16 protein-coding genes are annotated in these 17677 nt (G+C 66.7%); 13 read left to right on the top strand and 3 right to left on the bottom strand.

The genetic code is table 11. The features are described 5' to 3' along the window. Window positions 1–271: 271 nt before the first annotated feature. Both B4M43_RS20970 and B4M43_RS20965 read right to left on the bottom strand, forming a co-directional pair. On the bottom strand, window positions 272–1447 hold the full coding sequence (locus B4M43_RS20970) for a multidrug effflux MFS transporter (RefSeq protein WP_296269376.1): 1176 nt from the start codon (window positions 1445–1447) through the stop codon (window positions 272–274). A 399-nt stretch (window positions 1448–1846) separates the two neighbouring features. Next, entirely contained in the window at window positions 1847–2044 is a 198-nt protein-coding gene (locus B4M43_RS20965) for a heavy-metal-associated domain-containing protein (protein ID WP_296269375.1), read from the bottom strand. Between the two features lie 148 nt (window positions 2045–2192). On the opposite strand from B4M43_RS20965, the gene B4M43_RS20960 reads away from it, so the two are divergent. The 5 genes from B4M43_RS20960 to B4M43_RS20940 all read left to right on the top strand — a co-directional run bounded on the left by B4M43_RS20960 (window position 2193) and on the right by B4M43_RS20940 (window position 9605). Further along, window positions 2193–2579, top strand: coding sequence for a hypothetical protein (locus B4M43_RS20960; protein WP_296269374.1), 387 nt, complete (start codon window positions 2193–2195; stop codon window positions 2577–2579). A gap of 54 nt (window positions 2580–2633) precedes the next feature. Continuing rightward, window positions 2634–5033: a heavy metal translocating P-type ATPase gene (locus tag B4M43_RS20955; RefSeq protein ID WP_296269373.1), complete on the top strand. Its 2400-nt coding sequence runs from the start codon at window positions 2634–2636 to the stop codon at window positions 5031–5033. Beyond that, window positions 5030–5422, top strand: a complete 393-nt coding sequence (cueR, locus tag B4M43_RS20950) for a Cu(I)-responsive transcriptional regulator (RefSeq protein WP_296269372.1) — start codon at window positions 5030–5032, stop codon at window positions 5420–5422. The genes B4M43_RS20955 and cueR overlap by 4 nt, the downstream gene beginning before the upstream one ends. 174 nt (window positions 5423–5596) lie before the next feature. Then, window positions 5597–7540 carry a methyl-accepting chemotaxis protein gene (locus B4M43_RS20945; protein ID WP_296269371.1) on the top strand — a complete coding sequence of 648 codons (1944 nt, stop codon included), beginning with the start codon at window positions 5597–5599 and terminating at the stop codon, window positions 7538–7540. A gap of 121 nt (window positions 7541–7661) precedes the next feature. Beyond that, the gene (locus B4M43_RS20940) at window positions 7662–9605 is read left to right on the top strand and encodes a methyl-accepting chemotaxis protein (RefSeq protein ID WP_296269370.1); all 1944 of its coding nucleotides are present in this window, start codon (window positions 7662–7664) and stop codon (window positions 9603–9605) included. A 36-nt stretch (window positions 9606–9641) separates the two neighbouring features. Here the strand turns inward: B4M43_RS20940 and B4M43_RS20935 are convergent, their stop codons facing one another. After that, window positions 9642–10919, bottom strand: a complete 1278-nt coding sequence (locus B4M43_RS20935) for an acetyl-CoA C-acetyltransferase (protein ID WP_296269369.1) — start codon at window positions 10917–10919, stop codon at window positions 9642–9644. A gap of 255 nt (window positions 10920–11174) precedes the next feature. Here B4M43_RS20935 and B4M43_RS20930 point away from each other — a divergent pair, with 255 nt between their 5' ends. The 8 genes from B4M43_RS20930 (at window position 11175) to B4M43_RS20895 (ending at window position 17673) form a co-directional block, all read left to right on the top strand. Next, window positions 11175–12527: a 3-oxoacyl-ACP reductase gene (locus B4M43_RS20930; protein ID WP_296269368.1), complete on the top strand. Its 1353-nt coding sequence runs from the start codon at window positions 11175–11177 to the stop codon at window positions 12525–12527. Between the two features lies 1 nt (window position 12528). Continuing rightward, window positions 12529–13551, top strand: a complete 1023-nt coding sequence (locus tag B4M43_RS20925) for a MaoC family dehydratase (protein ID WP_296269367.1) — start codon at window positions 12529–12531, stop codon at window positions 13549–13551. An 80-nt stretch (window positions 13552–13631) separates the two neighbouring features. Beyond that, window positions 13632–13937 carry a nucleotide pyrophosphohydrolase gene (locus B4M43_RS20920; protein WP_296269366.1) on the top strand — a complete coding sequence of 102 codons (306 nt, stop codon included), beginning with the start codon at window positions 13632–13634 and terminating at the stop codon, window positions 13935–13937. After that, a complete protein-coding gene (locus tag B4M43_RS20915) occupies window positions 13934–14683 on the top strand; it encodes a methyltransferase (protein WP_296269365.1) in 750 nt (249 codons plus the stop codon). Before B4M43_RS20920 ends, B4M43_RS20915 begins: the two co-directional genes overlap by 4 nt. A gap of 23 nt (window positions 14684–14706) precedes the next feature. Then, complete coding sequence (locus B4M43_RS20910; RefSeq protein WP_296269364.1) at window positions 14707–15339, top strand: DUF4136 domain-containing protein; 633 nt, start codon at window positions 14707–14709, stop codon at window positions 15337–15339. A gap of 17 nt (window positions 15340–15356) precedes the next feature. Then, entirely contained in the window at window positions 15357–15917 is a 561-nt protein-coding gene (locus tag B4M43_RS20905; protein ID WP_296269363.1) for a DUF4136 domain-containing protein, read from the top strand. A gap of 397 nt (window positions 15918–16314) precedes the next feature. Next, window positions 16315–16785 carry an A24 family peptidase gene (locus B4M43_RS20900; protein WP_296269362.1) on the top strand — a complete coding sequence of 157 codons (471 nt, stop codon included), beginning with the start codon at window positions 16315–16317 and terminating at the stop codon, window positions 16783–16785. A gap of 111 nt (window positions 16786–16896) precedes the next feature. Beyond that, window positions 16897–17673, top strand: a complete 777-nt coding sequence (locus B4M43_RS20895) for a response regulator transcription factor (RefSeq protein ID WP_296269361.1) — start codon at window positions 16897–16899, stop codon at window positions 17671–17673. Window positions 17674–17677: the final 4 nt, after the last annotated feature.

Raw genomic sequence — 17677 nt, 5'->3', positions numbered from 1 at the left:
CGGCCGGGTAAGCACAGCGCAGCGGCTGAAATGCAGAGGGTGACATCACCCATAGAGGAAACGCCTCCACGGCCAGAAGTCGGCGATGAGCCCTAGACCCAAGTGGCAGACGGCATTTCGCAAGCAGGCCATGCGGCCTGGCAATGGACATTGCCGACAGCCCGCTTCCACAGGTATTGCAGGAAAAACAGACACATCTACAGCTGGCAGCGCAGCTGCACTGATAGCCCTGCGTACGCCCGGGGTCGACGCACGCAGAGCCGCCCGATCCTCAGGCCTGGGTCTGCCAGCGCCGGGTCAGGTACGCCGCGGTCACCACCAGGGCGCCGCACAGGCTGATCACCAGCGTCATGGGCACCGCACTGCCGTCGGCCAGCACGCCGACCAATGCGGCGGCGGCCGAGGCCACGCTGAACTGCAGGCAGCCCATCAAGGCCGAAGCGCTGCCGGCGCGCGCGCCTTTACCAACCATGGCGCACGCCGAAGCGTTGGGCACGATGCAGCCCAGGCTGGCGATGCAGACGAACAGCGGTACCAGCAGCGGCCACAACTGCACCGGGTGCAGAACCGCCATCGCCAGCAGCACCAGGCCACTGCCGAGGTAGACCCACACCGCACGCGCCAGCAGCGTCGCCGGCCCCAGCCGCGAGAGCAGGCGCGCGTTGACCTGCGCGGTGAGGATGAAACCTGCCGCGTTGATGCCGAACAACCAGCCGTAATGCTCGGCCGGCACGCCATACAGGGTGATGAACACGAACGGCGAGCCGGCGATGTAGGCGAACATGCCGGCGATGGCGATGCCGCCGGTCAGCGCGTGGCCGACGAAGACACGCTCGCGCAGCAGTCGCAGGTAGGCGCTGCCCGCGCCGGACAGCGGTGCGCGCTTGATGTGCGCCGGCATGCTTTCCGGCAGGCCCAGCGCCACCGCTGCCAGGCAGGCGCCGCTGAACAACGCCAGGATCAGGAAGATCGCCTGCCAGCCGGCATTGTTGACCAGCACACCGCCGAGCATGGGCGCGAGAATCGGCGCCAGGCCCATGACCAGCATCAGTTGCGAAAAGACCTTGGCCGATTGCACGGCATCGCACGTGTCGCTGACGATGGCCCGCGACAGCACCATGCCGGCGCAACCGCCCAGAGCCTGGACGAAACGCGCGGCGATCAGCGTCTCCAGGTTGGGGGCGAAGGCGCACGCCAGCGAGGCCACCACGAACAGGCCGACGCCGAACAGCAACGGCACGCGCCGGCCATAGCGGTCAGCTACCGGGCCGTAGGCCAGTTGGCCCAGGGACAGGCCGAGGAAATACACGGCCAGGGTGGTCTGGATGTGTTCGGCGTCCGTGGCGAAAGCCAGGGCCATGGCCGGGAAGGCCGGCAGGTAGAAGTCGATCGCCAAAGGCCCGAACGCACTGAGGGCGCCCAGGATGAGTACTGTTCGAAGGTTCATCGGGAATCCGTAGCAGGCTAAGCAAACGGCTCAGTCTACTCCTCCTGGCGGGGCCGAGGGGGGAAACCTATCCCTGGGTGGGGTGGGGGAAGCGGGGGGAAAGAGGCGTTGTAGCTGTTGGGCCGGCGATGCCGGCCATCGCGGCTAATCGGAGCGCCGAACCGGCCGCTCCTACAGGAATGCCGGTTGGAGCGGCCATCGCGGCTGATCGGAGCGCAGAATCGGACGCTCCGGCACAGTCGTGATCGTCAGGAGGATTTGGCTGCAACCATAGGATCTCCCAAAGAGTTCGGAATCCCTAGAGCGGCGGGCATGCTGGCCCACCTGTCATGAACCGCTCCGCTAGACCGTCCTGGAGGGTGGCCAGCTCATCGTTCAGGCCGTGCGCGAAATCCAGCCTCAAGCAAGCTCCGCCGCATACCCTTCTTCCCGGATCAGCTCCAGAATCCGCTCATCCGCCAGTTGGCTGTCCACACGCACTTGCTTGCCGGCCAGGTCTACCTCGACCTTGGCTCCCGCATCCTGGGCCTGCACCGCCTGGGTCACGGCCTTCACGCAGTGGCCGCAGGTCATGCCTTGCACGTTGAATACTTGCATCGCTCGTCACCTTGTTGGAATGGGTTGAGGGGCAGTCTCGACCTTGCCACGGCGGCAAGGTCAAGGGGCAACGTTTCACCGGGCTGGCAATCCGCGCGCGGCTCGGCCAAGCTGGGCGCTCGACGAGCGCATCGGCAGGAGACCTTTCATGATCAGGGCAGCATTGGGTGTTTTCGGACTGCTGGGCCTGCTGGCCAGCGCCCTCCCGGCCAGCGCCGAGGACAACGCGCAGTACAGCGTGCTGATCATTTCCCGCAGTCGCCTGGAAGTGGCGACCAACTGCGAGATCGGCATCTACCTGAACGACCAGTTGTCCGGGCGTCTGTTTCAGGAGCAATCGACCGCCTTCAACCTGCCGCCGGGGCCGGTGGACGTGCGTCTGCGCCTGCTGCCAGGGCAAGTCTCGGGGTGCAGCGCGGGGCTGGAGAACCAGCGCAACCAGCGTTTGAACCTCAAAGCCGGACAGATCGACAAGTACCGTATCGCCATCAGCCAGGACGGTCTGCACCTGACCCGCGCCGGCCTGGGCTATTGACCTTACCCGCATGGCAAGGTTGAAGCTGACGGCCTGATACCGGGAGTGAGCGCCATGTCTGCATCCACCACCTTCCAACTGCCCATCGTCGGCATGACCTGCGCCAGTTGCGCCGGCCGCGTCGAGCGCGCCCTGGCCAAGGTCGGCGGCGCCGAGGGCGTGAGCGTCAACCTCGCCACCGAGCAGGCCCGCGTGCAAGCGCCCGCAGGCAGCCTGCCGGCCCTGATCGATGCCGTGCAGACCGCAGGCTACCAAGTGCCGGTCCGCACCTTGGAATTGCAGATCGGCGGCATGACCTGCGCCTCGTGCGCCGGCCGTGTGGAGCGCGCACTGAACAAGGTCCAGGGCGTGCGCCAGGTGAGTGTCAACCTGGCCAACGCGCGTGCGCACATCGAGCTGATCGCCAGTCTGGACGATGCACAGCTGGTCGATGCGGTAAGCAAGGCCGGTTACAGCGCCAGCCTGCCTCATGCCGATAACGACGACGCTGCGCACGCCCAGCGCCGTTTGCGCCACGAGCGTCTCGCGGTGCTCACCGCCGTGCTGCTCGCCTTGCCTCTGGTGTTACCGATGCTGCTGCAGCCGTTCGGCGTGCACTGGATGCTACCGGCCTGGGCGCAATTCGCGCTGGCCACGCCCGTGCAGTTCGTACTGGGCGCATGCTTCTATGTGGCGGCCTGGAAAGCCGTGCGCGCCGGGGCCGGCAACATGGACCTGCTGGTCGCCCTGGGCACCAGCGCCGGCTATGGCCTGAGCCTGCACCAGTGGGCCACGGCCGATGCCGGCATGCAGCCGCACCTGTACTTCGAAGCCAGCGCCGTGGTGATCGCCCTGGTGCTGCTCGGCAAATACCTGGAAAGCCGCGCCAAACGCCAGACCGCCAGCGCCATCCGCGCCTTGGAAGCGCTGCGCCCGGAACGCGCGGTGCGCCTGGTCGAGGGCCGCGAGGAAACGGTCGCCATCGGCCAACTGCGCCTGGACGACCAGGTGCTGGTCAAACCGGGCGAACGTTTCCCGGTCGACGGTGAAGTGCTCGAAGGCCACAGCCACGCCGACGAAGCGCTGATCAGCGGCGAAAGCCTGCCGGTGCCCAAGCAGCCCGGCGACCGCGTGACGGGCGGCGCCATCAACGGCGAAGGCCGGCTGATCGTGCGTACCCAGGCGCTCGGTGCCGAATCCGTGCTGGCGCGGATCATCCGTCTGGTCGAGGACGCCCAAGCCGCCAAGGCGCCGATCCAGAAGCTGGTCGACCGGGTCAGCCAGGTGTTCGTCCCGGCCGTGCTGGTGTTGGCGCTGCTGACCCTGCTCGGCTGGTGGCTGAGCGGCGCAGCCTTGGACGTGGCGCTGATCAACGCCGTGGCCGTGTTGGTGATCGCCTGCCCCTGCGCCTTGGGCCTGGCGACGCCCGCCGCGATCATGGCCGGCACCGGCGTGGCCGCCCGGCACGGCATTCTGATCAAGGATGCCGACGCCCTGGAGCGCGCCCATGCGGTCGACCGGGTGGTGTTCGACAAGACCGGCACCCTCACCTCCGGCAGCCCGCGCATCGTCCACAGCCGAGCTGCCCAGGGCGACCTCGACGACGCCCTGCGCCTGGCCGGTGCCCTGCAACGCGGCAGCGAGCACCCGCTGGCCAAGGCCGTGCTGGAACAGTGCCGCGAGCAAGGACTGGACGTACCGCCCGTGGCCGACAGCCAGTCGCTGACCGGGCGCGGTATCGCCGGGCGCGTAGAAGGCCGCGAGCTGGCCTTGGGCAACCACCGCCTGCTCGACGAAACCGGCTTGAGCGCCGACCCCCTGGCCGGCGACGCCCACACCTGGGAGGCCGAAGGCCGCACCTTGTCCTGGCTGATCGAACGCGGTCCCGCGCCGCGCCTGCTGGCACTGTTCGCCTTCGGCGACAGCCTCAAGCCCGGCGCACGCCAGGCCATCCAGGCGCTGCACGCACGAAGCATCGGCAGCCACCTGCTGACCGGCGACAACCGCGGCAGTGCCCAGGCTGTCGCGCAGGCCCTGGGCATCGACAACGTGCACGCCGAGGTGCTGCCGGCCGACAAGGCCGCCCACGTGGCCCGGCTCAAGGCCGACGGTGTAGTGGCGATGGTCGGCGACGGCATCAACGATGCCCCGGCCCTGGCCGCAGCCGACATCGGCATCGCCATGGGCGGCGGCACCGACGTGGCCATGCAGGCCGCCGGCATCACCCTGATGCGCGGCGACCCACGCCTGGTGCCGGCCGCCTTGGAGATCAGCCGCAAGACCTACGCCAAGATCCGCCAGAACCTGTTCTGGGCGTTCATCTACAACCTGGTGGGCATTCCACTGGCGGCCCTCGGCTACCTCAACCCCGTATTGGCCGGCGCGGCAATGGCGCTGTCGAGCGTCAGCGTGGTGGGCAACGCCCTGTGGCTGAACACCTGGCACCCTGCCGAACTTCCCTCGGAGCACCTATGAACATCGGTCAAGCCGCCCGCCGCAGCGGGCTCAGCGCCAAAATGATCCGCCATTACGAAGCCATCGGCCTGCTCGCTCCGGCTGCCCGCAGCGACAGCGGCTACCGTCTGTACCAGGCCGAAGACCTGCACCGCCTGGCCTTCATCAAGCGCTCCCGCGACCTGGGCTTCTCCCTCGACGAAGTGGCGCGCCTGTTGACCCTCTGGCAGGACGGCCAACGTGCCAGCGCCGACGTCAAGGCCCTGGCCCAGAGCCACATCGAGACCTTGGACCGGCGCATCGCCGAGCTGCACAGCCTGCGCGACACCCTGGGCGAACTGGTCGCCGGCTGCCAGGGCGACGATCGGCCGGATTGCCCCATTCTCAAGGACCTGGCCCAAGGGCACTGACGCTGCACGGGCGTTCGAACCCGAGGCCGGCCCGCCTCTGCTCTGAATACGACACATCCGATTCCAGGAGCGACCGAAGTCAATGAACGGGCGAATTCGCCTTTACAAAAAAGGTCGCCTGCCGATGCCCTGACACGGGCGACGTTCGCTCCGTACTCGATGTCTGGAGCGTGAATGAATATCAAACAAAAACTCACCTTGGCCTTCGCTGTGATCGCAGGCCTACCCGTCGTTTTGGTCGCCGTTTTGGTGATCGTCAACCTGCGCGATGACGCCCGCGACGCTTTCGTCGACGGTAGCACTCGGGAAATCCGTCAGGTCAGCAACGCCATGCAACTGTTCTTCAAGGGCATCGACCAGAACGTCGAGTTCCTGGCCCAGCAGCCGCTGCTGGCGGCCTCGGGCAGCAACCTCAACAAATACCTGACCGCCGACGCCTCCAACGTGCTCGGCGAGCAGGACCAGCGCGTGCTGGCGCTGCTCCAGCAACTGGGCGCCAGCCACCCGCAATACGCTTACATGGCCTACGCCGTGTCCGACGGCGGCTACGTGGGCTACCCGGCCGGCCAGAAGCTGAGCAACTACGACCCGCGTCCAAGGCCCTGGTACCAGTTGGCCATGGCCAACCCCGGCAAGACCTTGCGCACCGACGCCTATTACTGGGCCGCCGACGACGCCGTACTGATCAGCACCGTGCGCACGGTAGCCAACCCGCTGGGCAGTAGCGGCGGCGTGGTCAACATCGACGTGTCGCTCAATGGCCTGACGGACTTGGTGAAGAACATCAAGATCGGCGAAAGCGGCTACCTGATGCTGGTCGAGCGCAACGGCAACGTGCTGGTCGATCCGCACGACGCCGCGCACAACTTCAAGCAGCTCGACAGTCTGGGCGGCGACTACGCGACCCTGGCCAAGGCCGGCAAGGGCCGGCATGAAGTCGAACTCAACGGCGAGCGCTACATGGCCAACGTCTACACCGACGACACCCTGGGCTGGACCTTCATCGGCCTGATCCAGGAAAGCGAAGTGATGCAGGGCAGCACCCGTCTGAGCTGGCTGATCGGCATCATCACCCTAGTGCTGGCCGGCCTCTTCGCCCTGGCGGGCACGGCCTTCGCCAACGTCATCGTGCGCCCGATCAACGGCGTGAGCCGCGGCCTGGAAGACATCGCCCAGGGCGAAGGCGACCTGACCCGCAGCCTGAGCGTGCAGGGCCGCGACGAAACTGCGCGGCTGGCCAGTTGGTTCAACCAGTTCCTCGGGGTGATCCGCAGCCTGATCCAGCACATCGGCGGCTCGGCGAACAAGATCCTCGAAGCTTCCGCCACTGCCACCCGGGTCTCCAACGACATGGCCGACGCCGCCGGGCGCCAGCGCGAAGCGGTGGACATGGTCTCCACCGCCTTCCACGAAATGGTCGCCACCGCCAACGAAGTGGCGCGCTCGTGCAGCCAGGCCGCGCAGTCGGCCGACAGCGGCCAGCAGCAGGCCCGCGAGGGCCAGGCGCAGATCGATGCGGCGGTGTCGAGCGTCGACCGCTTGAGCCAGGAGATCGAGCAGTCGGCGCAGTCGATCCAGCAACTGGAACGCGACAGCAACGCCATCCAGTCGATCCTGGGCACCATCCGCTCGATCGCCGAACAGACCAACCTGCTGGCGCTCAACGCCGCCATCGAAGCGGCGCGGGCCGGCGAGCAGGGCCGCGGATTTGCGGTGGTGGCCGACGAAGTGCGCGCCCTGGCCAAGCGCACCGCCGACTCCACCGCCGAGATCGACGGCCTGCTGGGCAACCTGGCCAGCCGCACCGCGCAAGTCGCCGGGCAGATGCATGCCAGCCTGGAGGTGTCGGTGCAGTCGGTGACGCGCATCGGCATGGCCCGCGACAGCTTTGGCCAGATCCGCGAATCGGTGGACGTGATCCGCGACATGAACACGCAAATCGCCACCGCCGCCGAAGAGCAGCACCAGGTGGCCGAGGACATCAACCGGCACATCGCGCAGATCCACGGCGATGCGCAACGGGTCGCGGAACTGGCCCATTCGGCACGTGAGGATTCGGCGAACCTGGCGGGGTTCTCCAACGAACTGGATACGCTGGTCAAGCGTTTCCGCACCTGAAACCACCCCGGCGCGCGCCCTGACCGGCGTGCGTCAACTGTGCTGCATACGCTCTACACGACAATCGTTGCTTCGCCCACACCACTGCCTTGCCAGACAACAACAAGCCGGAGCGTAGTAGATGAACATCAAGCACAAACTCACCTGGGCCTTCGCGGTCATCGCCGGCTTGCCGATCGCCGTGGTCGCGGCCATCGTCGTGCTCAACCTGCGCGACGAAGCACGCGACGATTTCGTGGAAAACAGCAGCCGGGAAATCCGCCAAGTCGGCAATGCCATGAGCATCTTCTTCAAGGGCATCGACGAAAACGTCCAGTACCTGGCCGCGCAACCGATGCTCGCAGCGGCAGGCGCCGACCTGAACAAGTACATGGCGGCCAAGCCGTCCTACGAGCTGACTCCACCCTCGCAGGAGATGCTGGCGGCGTTCGACCGCATGGCCAAGACCCACCCGGCCTACGCCTACGTTTCTTACGCAGTGTCGGACGGCGGTTACGTCGGCTGGCCGAAGAGCGACAAGCTCGACGGCTACGACCCGCGCGTGCGCCCCTTCTACAAGTCGGCGATGAGCGCACCGGGCAAACCGGTGCGTTCGGCCGCCTACTACTGGGCCCCCGACGACATGACGCTGATCGCCACCGGCATGACCGTGGCCAACACCTTCGGTGCCAATGGTGGGGTGATCAACGTCGATGTCTCGCTCAACGGCCTGACCGACATGGTGAAGAAGATCAAGCTCGGCGAGAGCGGCTTCCTCATGCTGGTGGAGAACAACGGCAACATCCTCGTCGACGCCCACGACGCCAGCCACAACTTCAAGCAGCTCGACAGCCTGGGCGGCGACTACGCGACCCTGGCCAAAGCCGGCAAGGGCATGCAGGAAGTGGAAATCGAAGGCGTGCGCTACATGGCCAACGTCTACCCCGACGAGCAACTGGGCTGGACCTTCATCGGCCTGATCGAACAAGGCGAGGTGATGCAGAGCGCCACCCGCCTGAGCTGGGTCATCGGCACCATCGCCCTGGTGCTGGCGGTGCTGTTCGCCATCGTCGGCGCGACCTTCGCCAAGCTCATCGTGCGGCCGATCAACAGCGTCAGCAGCGGTCTGGAAGACATCGCCCAGGGCGAAGGCGACCTGACCCGCAGCCTGGAGGTGCGCGGGCGCGACGAAACCGCGCAGTTGGCCGGCTGGTTCAACCAGTTCCTCGGTGCCATCCGCAGCCTGATCCAGAACATCGGCGTGTCCGCGAGCAAGATCCTCAGTTCCTCGGCCAACGCCACCCGGGTGTCCGGCGACATGGCCGATGCGGCCGGGCGCCAGCGCGAGGCGGTAGACATGGTTTCCACTGCCTTCCACGAGATGGTCGCCACTGCCAACGAAGTGGCGCGTTCGTGCAGCCAGGCGGCGCAGTCGGCCGACAGCGGCCAGTTGCAGGCCCGCGAGGGCCAGGCGCAGATCGATGCGGCGGTGTCGAGCGTCGACCGTCTGAGCCAGGAGATCGAGCAGTCGGCGCAGTCGATCCAGCAACTGGAGCGCGACAGCAATGCCATCCAGTCGATCCTCGGCACCATCCGCTCGATCGCCGAGCAGACCAACCTGCTGGCGCTCAACGCCGCCATCGAAGCGGCGCGGGCCGGCGAGCAAGGCCGCGGCTTTGCCGTGGTGGCCGACGAAGTGCGCGCCCTGGCCAAGCGCACCGCCGACTCCACCGCCGAGATCGACGGCCTGCTGGGCAACCTGGCCAGCCGCACCGCCGAAGTGGCCGGGCAGATGCATGCCAGCCTGGAGGTGTCGGTGCAGTCGGTGACGCGCATCGGCATGGCGCGTGACAGCTTCGGGCAGATCCGCGATTCGGTGGACGTGATCCGCGACATGAACACGCAGATCGCCACTGCTGCCGAAGAGCAGCATCAGGTGGCCGAGGACATCAACCGGCACATCGCGCAGATCCATGGCGATGCGCAGTTGGTGGCCGAACTGGCGCAGGCGGCGCGACAGGATTCGCAGAGCCTGGCAGGGCTGTCCAACGAGCTGGATGCGTTGGTGCGGCGGTTCCGCACCTGAGGGACGGGCCGGCGGTGCCGGCCCTCCCCGCTCACATCAACGTTCGACGATCACCGTCACGCCTTGCCCACCGGCCGCGCAGATCGAGATCAGCCCGCGGCCTTTGCCGGCCTTGGACAGCAGCTTGGCCAGGTGCGCCAGGATGCGTCCGCCCGTCGCGGCAAACGGATGCCCGGCCGCCAGCGAACTGCCCTTGACGTTCAGCTTGCTGCGGTCGATGGCGCCCAGGGCGCCGTCCAGGCCCAGGCGGGTGCGGCAGAATTCCTCGTCTTCCCAAGCCTTGAGGGTGCACAGCACTTGGGCGGCGAAGGCTTCGTGGATTTCGTAGTAGTCGAAATCCTGCAGGCTCAGGCCGTTGCGCGCCAGCAGGCGCGGCACGGCATACACAGGCGCCATGAGCAGCCCTTCCTTGCCGTCGACGAAATCCACTGCGGCGGTTTCCCCATCCACCAGGTAGGCCTGCACCGGCAGGCCGCGCTCGGCCGCCCAGTCTTCGCTGGCCAACAGCACCAACGAGGCGCCGTCGGTGAGCGGCGTGGAGTTGCCGGCGGTCAGCGTGCCTTTTTCGCTGCGTTCGAAAGCCGGTTTGAGCCGGCCGAGCTGTTGCAGGCTGAGCTCGGAGCGCAGGTTGTTGTCGCGCACCAGCCCCAGGTAGGGCGTGAGCAGGTCGTCGTGCCAGCCTTCGGCGTATGACGCAGCCAGTTGCTGGTGGCTGCGCAGGGCCAATTCGTCCTGGGCGCTGCGCTCGATGTGCCAGGTCTGCGCCATGCGCTCGCAATGCTCCCCCATCGACAGCCCCGTACGCGGTTCGCCGTTGCGCGGCAGCTCGGGCTTGAGCTGGGCCGGACGCAGGCCGAGCAAGGGGCTGAGGCGCTGGCCCAGGCTTTTGCCGCGGCTGGCGGCGAGCAGGATGCGGCGCAGCTTTTCGTTGACCGCGATGGGCGCGTCGGAGGTGGTGTCGACGCCGCCGGCGACGGCGCAGTCGATCTGCCCCAGGGCGATCTTGTTGGCCACCAGCAGGGCCGCTTCCAGGCCGGTGCCGCAGGCCTGCTGCACGTCGTAGGCCGGGGTCTGCGGCGACAGGCGCGAGCCGAGCACGCACTCGCGGGTCAGGTTCATGTCGCGCGAATGCTTGAGTACCGCTCCGGCCACGACTTCGCCCAGGCGCAAGCCGTGCAGCCGATACCGCTCGACCAGCCCTTCGAGCGCGGCGGTGAGCATCGCCTGGTTGCTCGCGGTGGCATAGGCGCCATTGGAGCGGGCGAAGGGAATGCGATTGCCGCCCAGAATGGCGACCCGACGAGTGCTGCGCATGGCTGCGTTCCTCCTGAAACTCAATGGTCGGCCCGGTCATGGGGCCGCTCTGTAAACCGCTACGATAGACGGTGGCGCCGCCGGCGCGCAGGGTCGGTGTCGACGTCCGCGCGCGCCAGGCTGCGCTGCCAGGCCCGGCGCAACACTCTCCGTGCCGTACGCTTGCCGTGGCGATGCGGATTTTTCACCGGTTCGAACGACCCATCGCCCAACTGGGTCCACACTGCATGTTTGCCCTTCCAGGAGACCTTCCCCATGAGCGATCGCTACATCGGCTTTGCCAACTCCGCCCTCGGTCGACGCGTGGTCGACGCCCTCGGCCTGCCCCAACCCGCGTCGCTGGAACGCTGGCAGGCGGGCCGCATGCGCCCGGTCGAGGGCGCCTTGATACTGGGCGGCGGGCCGCTGGCGCAGCAGGTGCTAAGCCTGGGCAAAAGCCTCGGCGACGAGCTCTACGGCTATGAAAGCGCCGACCTGCAGGCGCCGGCCTGGGTCGCCGGTCTGGGCAAGAAAGCCAAAGCCGTGGTGTTCGACGCCAGCCACCTGTCCGACAGCGATCAACTGCGGCAGTTGCGCGAATTCTTCCAGCCGCTGATGCGCAGCCTGGCGCCCAGTGCCCACATAGTGATTCTCGGGCGCCCGCCCGAGGACGTGAGCGAGCTGTCGGCCAGCATCGCGCAACGCGCTCTGGAAGGCTTCAGCCGTTCGCTGGCCAAGGAACTGCGCAATGGCGCCACCGCGCAATTGCTCTACGTCAGCCCAGGCGCCGAGGCGCAGCTCGAAGGCGCCCTGCGCTTCTTCCTCTCGCCCAAGAGCGCGTTCGTCTCCGGTCAGGTCTTGCGCCTGAAGGCCTGCGACGCGCAGGTCGGCGATTGGAGCCGCCCATTGGCCGGGCGCCGTGCCCTGGTGACGGGTGCGGCCCGTGGCATTGGTGCCTCGATTGCCGAAACCCTGGCCCGCGATGGTGCGGAGCTGGTGCTGCTCGATGTGCCCGCTGCGCAGAAAGACCTCGACGCCCTGGCCGCGCGCCTCGGCGCCCGCACTCTGGCCCTGGACATCTGCGCGGACGATGCGGCCGCGCAACTGATCGATGCCCTGCCCGAGGGCGTCGACATCCTGGTGCACAACGCCGGCATCACCCGCGACAAGACCCTGGCCAACATGACCCCCGACTATTGGGATTCGGTGCTGGCGGTCAACCTCAAAGCGCCGCAACGGCTGACCCAGGCCCTGCTCGACGCCGGCCGTCTGGGCAATGCCGCGCGGGTCGTGCTGCTCGCCTCGGTCAGCGGCATCGCCGGCAACCGTGGGCAGACCAACTACGCGGCCAGCAAAGCCGGGCTGATCGGCCTGGCCCAGGCCATGGCGCCCCAGCTCGCGGCAAGTGGCGCAACCATCAACGCCGTGGCCCCTGGCTTCATCGAAACCCACATGACTGCCGCCATGCCCATGGGCCTACGCGAAGCGGGCCGGCGCCTCAGTTCGCTGGGCCAGGGCGGGCGTCCGCAGGATGTCGCCGAGGCGGTGGCCTGGCTTGGCCAGTCCGGCAGCGGCGCGATCACCGGCCAGGCCCTGCGGGTCTGCGGCCAAGCATTGATGGGGGCCTGAGATGACTCGACCCTGGCTCGACCTGCATGCGCCCGATGCGCGTGCCAGCCTTTACCTGCGCGCCGTGGGCAAGCGCAAGATCAGCGGTGCCACCCTGCCTGCCCAAGGCTTGCGCTGTTACTTGCGGGTGCAGCCGCAGAACCTCGCGGCCTATCGCAACCTGTGCCATTTCCCGGACGACGGCCGCTTGCCGGCCACCTATCCCCACGTGATGGCCTTCGACCTGCAACTGCAACTGCTGACCCGTGCCGACTTCCCCTTCCCCTTGCTGGGGCTGGTGCATTTGTACAACGGCATCGAAGTCTACCGGCCGCTGGGCGGTGTGGATGGCCTGCACGTGCAGGTCTGGGCCGAGAACCTGCAGCCCCACGCCAAGGGCGGCACCTTCGATCTGATCAGCGAAGCCCGCGACGGCCTTGGCCTGCTCTGGCGCGAGACCAGCCGCATGCTGGTGCGCGGCCTCAAACTCGATGCCCCGGCCCGGGAGGCGTCTGAACCCGACTCCATGAAATCCACAGAGACGACAGGCCTCGACGCCACGGCCATGCCGCCGGTGACCGAGCCGGCACGGGCCACGCCCACAACCGAACTGGACGCCACCGCCGTTCCGCCGCTCGAAGAGCCGGCCGACATCGCGGCCATGGCAGCGCCCGAGCCAGCCGACACCGACGGTCCGACACGCTTGGTCGAAGCCACGCGTTGGTATGCCGACGGCGACATCGGCCGGCGTTACGCCAAGGTCGCCGGCGACTACAACCCCATCCACCTGAGCGCCTTGAGCGCCCGCCTGTTCGGCTTCCCCAGCGCCATCGCCCATGGCATGTGGAACCAGGCCATGGCCCTGGCGGCGCTGCGCACGCACCTGCCCAAAGCGGGCTACTGCTTCGAGGTCGACTTCCACAAACCCGTACGTCTGCCTGCTGAAGTGGTGCTCAGCGCAAGCCCCGCAGGGCCATCCGGGACGCTGCGCCTGGAAGGCAAGGAGCAGCGCCTGCACATGTCCGGCCGCTGGACCGCGTTGTGAGGTGACCAGGCCTGCCTTGGCATCGGCGCGCTTGCTTTGCGGCGGAGCGCGCCGGAAGCTATGCGGCCAAGGAGACCTTCATGAACCTGCAAGAACTGACCGAACGCATGCACCGCATCCGTGATGCCAACGACTGGCAACGCTTCCACAGCCCGAAGAACCTGGCCATGGCCGCCAGCGTGGAAATGGCCGAGCTGGTGGAAATCTTCCAGTGGCTGGGCGAAGACGAATCGCGTCGCCTACCGCCAGAGCAACTGGCCCACGCCGGCCAGGAAATCGGCGACGTGGTGCTCTATCTGCTGCTGATGTGCAGCGAACTGGGCCTGGACATGGATCAGGTGGTGCGCGCCAAGCTGGCCGACAGCGAACGGCGGTTCGGCAAATGAACGACCGCCATTTCGACGAGCTGGCCACCCGTTTCGCGGAGAAGATCTACGGCGGCGCCAAGGGTGCCATCCGCTTGGCGGTGTTGCAGGCCGACCTGAGCGAAGCGCTGCCGCCGTGCCCCCTGCGGGTGTTGGACATCGGCGCGGGCCTGGGGCACATGGCCTTGTGGCTGGCCCAGAACGGCCATGAGGTGACCCTCGCCGAACCCGCCGCGCCGATGCTCGAGGGCGCCCGCCAGCGATTCGCCGACGCCGGCCAGACGGCCACGTTCGTCCAGGCGCCCTGGCAGACGCTGAGCGAGCACGTGCAGGCGCCCTACGACCTGGTGCTGTGCCATGCCGTGCTGGAGTGGCTCGCCGAGCCGCAGGCCATCTTGCCGACCCTGCACCGCCTGTGCGCCGCCGACGGCCACCTGTCGCTGGCCTTCTACAACCGCGACGCGCTGGTCTACCGCAACCTGGTCAAGGGCCATTTCCGCAAGCTGCGCACCAATCGACTGGCCGGCGAAAAGCAGAGCCTGACCCCGCAACGCCCGCTCGACCCACGTGAACTGCGCACGCAACTTGCCCCCCTGTGGCAGGTCACACAGGAAAGCGGCGTCAGAGTCTTTCACGACTACATGCCCAGGGAATTCCAGGATAAGGCCGCCCTGGCCGACCTGCTGGACATGGAGCTGACCCACCGGCGCCATCCCGCCTTCGCCGGGCTTGGCCGTTACCTGCACTGGATCTGCCGACCGCGCTGAACGGTCGACGCCCAGGAGGACACATGTTCAATCGTCTATTGTGTTTGGCCTTGCTGCCCATCGCCCTGGCCGGTTGCCAGAGCGTCAACCCCTATGTGGCCAGCAGCCGGCCTTTGCCCCCCGCCCCGCCGCAGGCCGCCACCACGTTCGACGCCAGTGCCTATCCGGCTCCGACCCGCGACTACGGGCGCTACCGCAGCTGGGCCTGGCGCGATGGCCGTCTGCCACGCGGCAGCGCCAACAGCGATCCTGGGCAGATGGCGCAGATGGTCGCCGAGTCGCTCGACCAGCAAGGCCTACGCCCGGCCCGCTTGGGCCAGCCCGACCTGCTGGTCAGTGCCGACCTGCGCACCGAGCGCCGCACGCGCCAAGTGCGCGACTACGACAGCTACGATCCCTACTACAATCGCCCCTATGGCGGCGTCGGCTATGGCGGCTACCGCGACGGCTACGGCGCTTATGGCAGCGTGCCGATCGTGCGCACCTATGAGGTGGATGTCAGCGTGGTGCACATCGAACTGTTCGATGCCCGCGACGGCCAGCCCGTCTGGAGCGCCAGCGCCGAAACCGGCGTTGGCGGACAATCCCTCCGTGACCGCGAGAATGCCCTGCGCCAGACCGTGCAGAAGGCGCTCAGCGGTTACCCCCCACGTTGACGTTTGGAGACATCACCATGCTGCGCCCCCTCGCTGTACTGGCCTGCGCACTTCTGCTGGGCGCTTGTGCCAACACCAACGTGCAACAGGATTACGACGCCAGCCGGGACTTCGCCGGTTACCGCAGTTGGGCCTGGCAGGAACCGGCCTTGCAATACCGTCCGGACGACCCGCGCATCAAGAGCGACCTCACCGAGCAGCGCATCCGTCAGGCAGTGGCCGGGCAACTCGACCAGCGCGGTCTGCGCCCGGCCCAGGCCGGCAGCGGTGCCGACGTCAAGGCCCGCGCTTACCTGATCGTGGAAGACCGCCAACGCGAAATCACGACCAACTACGGTGGTGCCTGGGGCGGCTATTGGAATGGCTACTGGGGCGGGCCGATGTTCAACGAGACGCGTAGCGTCGACTACAAGGTGGCGACCATCCAGGTCGATCTGTTCGACGGCCGCGATGGCAAGCTGGTCTGGCGCGGCAGCGCCGAGCAGATGATGAGCGAGTACCCCCCCACCCCTCAGGAACGCAGCGCAGCGATCCAGAAGACCGTCACCCAGTTGATGAGCAACTATCCACCTCGGTGATGACTGTAGAGGCAGCCGTGCGGCGTACGTCCTAAGTTGTAACCGCACCACTGCCTACGCGCCAGCAGGGTAGGTGCAATGAACATTGGCTCGAATGCGACCGCACGCACGGGTGCAGGCCTTCTCTTCGCGTTTGCAGCGCCAGCGTGCAGCGTTTCAAGTGCAAAATCCCGCGATCTAGATACGATCCACAGGAAAACAGCACAGTTGTGGATTAAAACAGCGGAACAAATACAGTTCTCCTATTTTTTTGCCATCGGACTCTGGCGGCCGTCCCGATCGGGTCTACCCTAATGCCTAAGTTGTAGGAAATTTCTTCAGACAATGGCCTGTAATCCGCGATGCCAAGACCGGTGACCTGCGTGGCATCGTTTCAGAACAAGGATGGCAATCGTCGATGCACAGCATGGTTCTCTTGATGTGGCTGGCTCTGTGTAGCGAACAGGATGTACGCGAGCGGCAGATCTCCGAATACCTGACCCTGGGCGTCGGCGCCTGCGCCTTGTTCTGGCTGTTCGCCACGGGCCACAGCTGGCTGGGGGCGGAGGCGAGCGATGCCGGCTGGGGTCTGGCCATCGTCATGCTGCTGACCCTGCCCGGCTATTGGTTGGCCCGGCTCGGCGCCAGCGATGTGAAGCTACTGGCGACGCTGGCCGTGGCCAGTAGCCACGAATACGTGCTCGGTACGTTCATCGGTGCGGGCGTTTGCGTGGTGGTCTGGCTGCTGTTTCGCCGTCGCCTGCTGGGCCTGCTCAACCCCAAGGTCAAGAAACGGCTCCAGGCCGTGGCCGAGCGGATGAACGAAAGGCAGCCGTTCGCCCCCTATGTATTGGTGGGGTTCGTGCTGACCTCGGTGTGGATCCAGTGATACGCACAATGTGTTGCCGGCAGAGCCGCGCCGTGTTCAGCGCGGTTCTGCTTTCGCTTGCCGTAAACGGCTGGCCCGGGACGCCAGCCCTCAAACAACAGGGAGTTGCCCATGAGTAAAGCTGTCAGTGAGATCAAAGTGCTAATCGTCGATAGCCAACCCACCGTGCTCGAAGAATTGACCACGGTGCTGACGCGACAGGGCTACCGCTGCACCACGGCCAACAGCGCCGAACAGGCACTGGTCCACTACCAGGACGACAGCGCCATCGGTCTGGTGCTCTGCGACCTGCACCTGCCGGGCACCGATGGCATCGAGCTGATCCGCCAACTCAAAGCCGTCACTTTCCCACCCAGATTGGTCGAGGCAATTCTGCTGACCAGCCACGCCGACAAGGCCGACCTGATACGCGCCCTTCGCGAAGGCGTCGCCGACTATTACCAGCAACCGGTGGACTTCGACGAACTGTTGCAGGGCGTGCGTCGCCAGGAAACCTCGCTGCTCGAACGTCGACGCCAGGCTCGCGAGCTGGGTAGCCTCAATCAACGCCTACATCACTTGGCCGAGTCCATCGACGAGCTGTATCAGGACTTGGAGCGCGCCCGCGGCAACAACCTGGAGCGGCGGGCCAGCGATCCGGTGGAAGGCGAAACCGAACTGCCGGCGCTGTTCCAGAAGCTGTCGCCGCGCCAGTTGGAAGTGGCGCAACTGGTCAGCCTGGGCAAGACCAACTTCCAGATTGCCTGCGAGCTGGGCATCACCGAGAACACCGTGAAACTGTACGTGTCGCAGGTGCTGCGCCTGACCCATATGCACAACCGCACGCAATTGGCCCTGGCGCTCACACCGCATAATTCGCCTGTGCATCAGCGTTTCACGGCGCATTGACGGT

It is taken from the genome of Pseudomonas sp. UBA6562 (assembly GCF_002434265.1).
GTDB lineage: Bacteria > Pseudomonadota > Gammaproteobacteria > Pseudomonadales > Pseudomonadaceae > Aquipseudomonas.
Note: the sequence above shows the minus strand (reverse complement) of the source record. Positions and strands in the feature narration are given on the sequence as shown.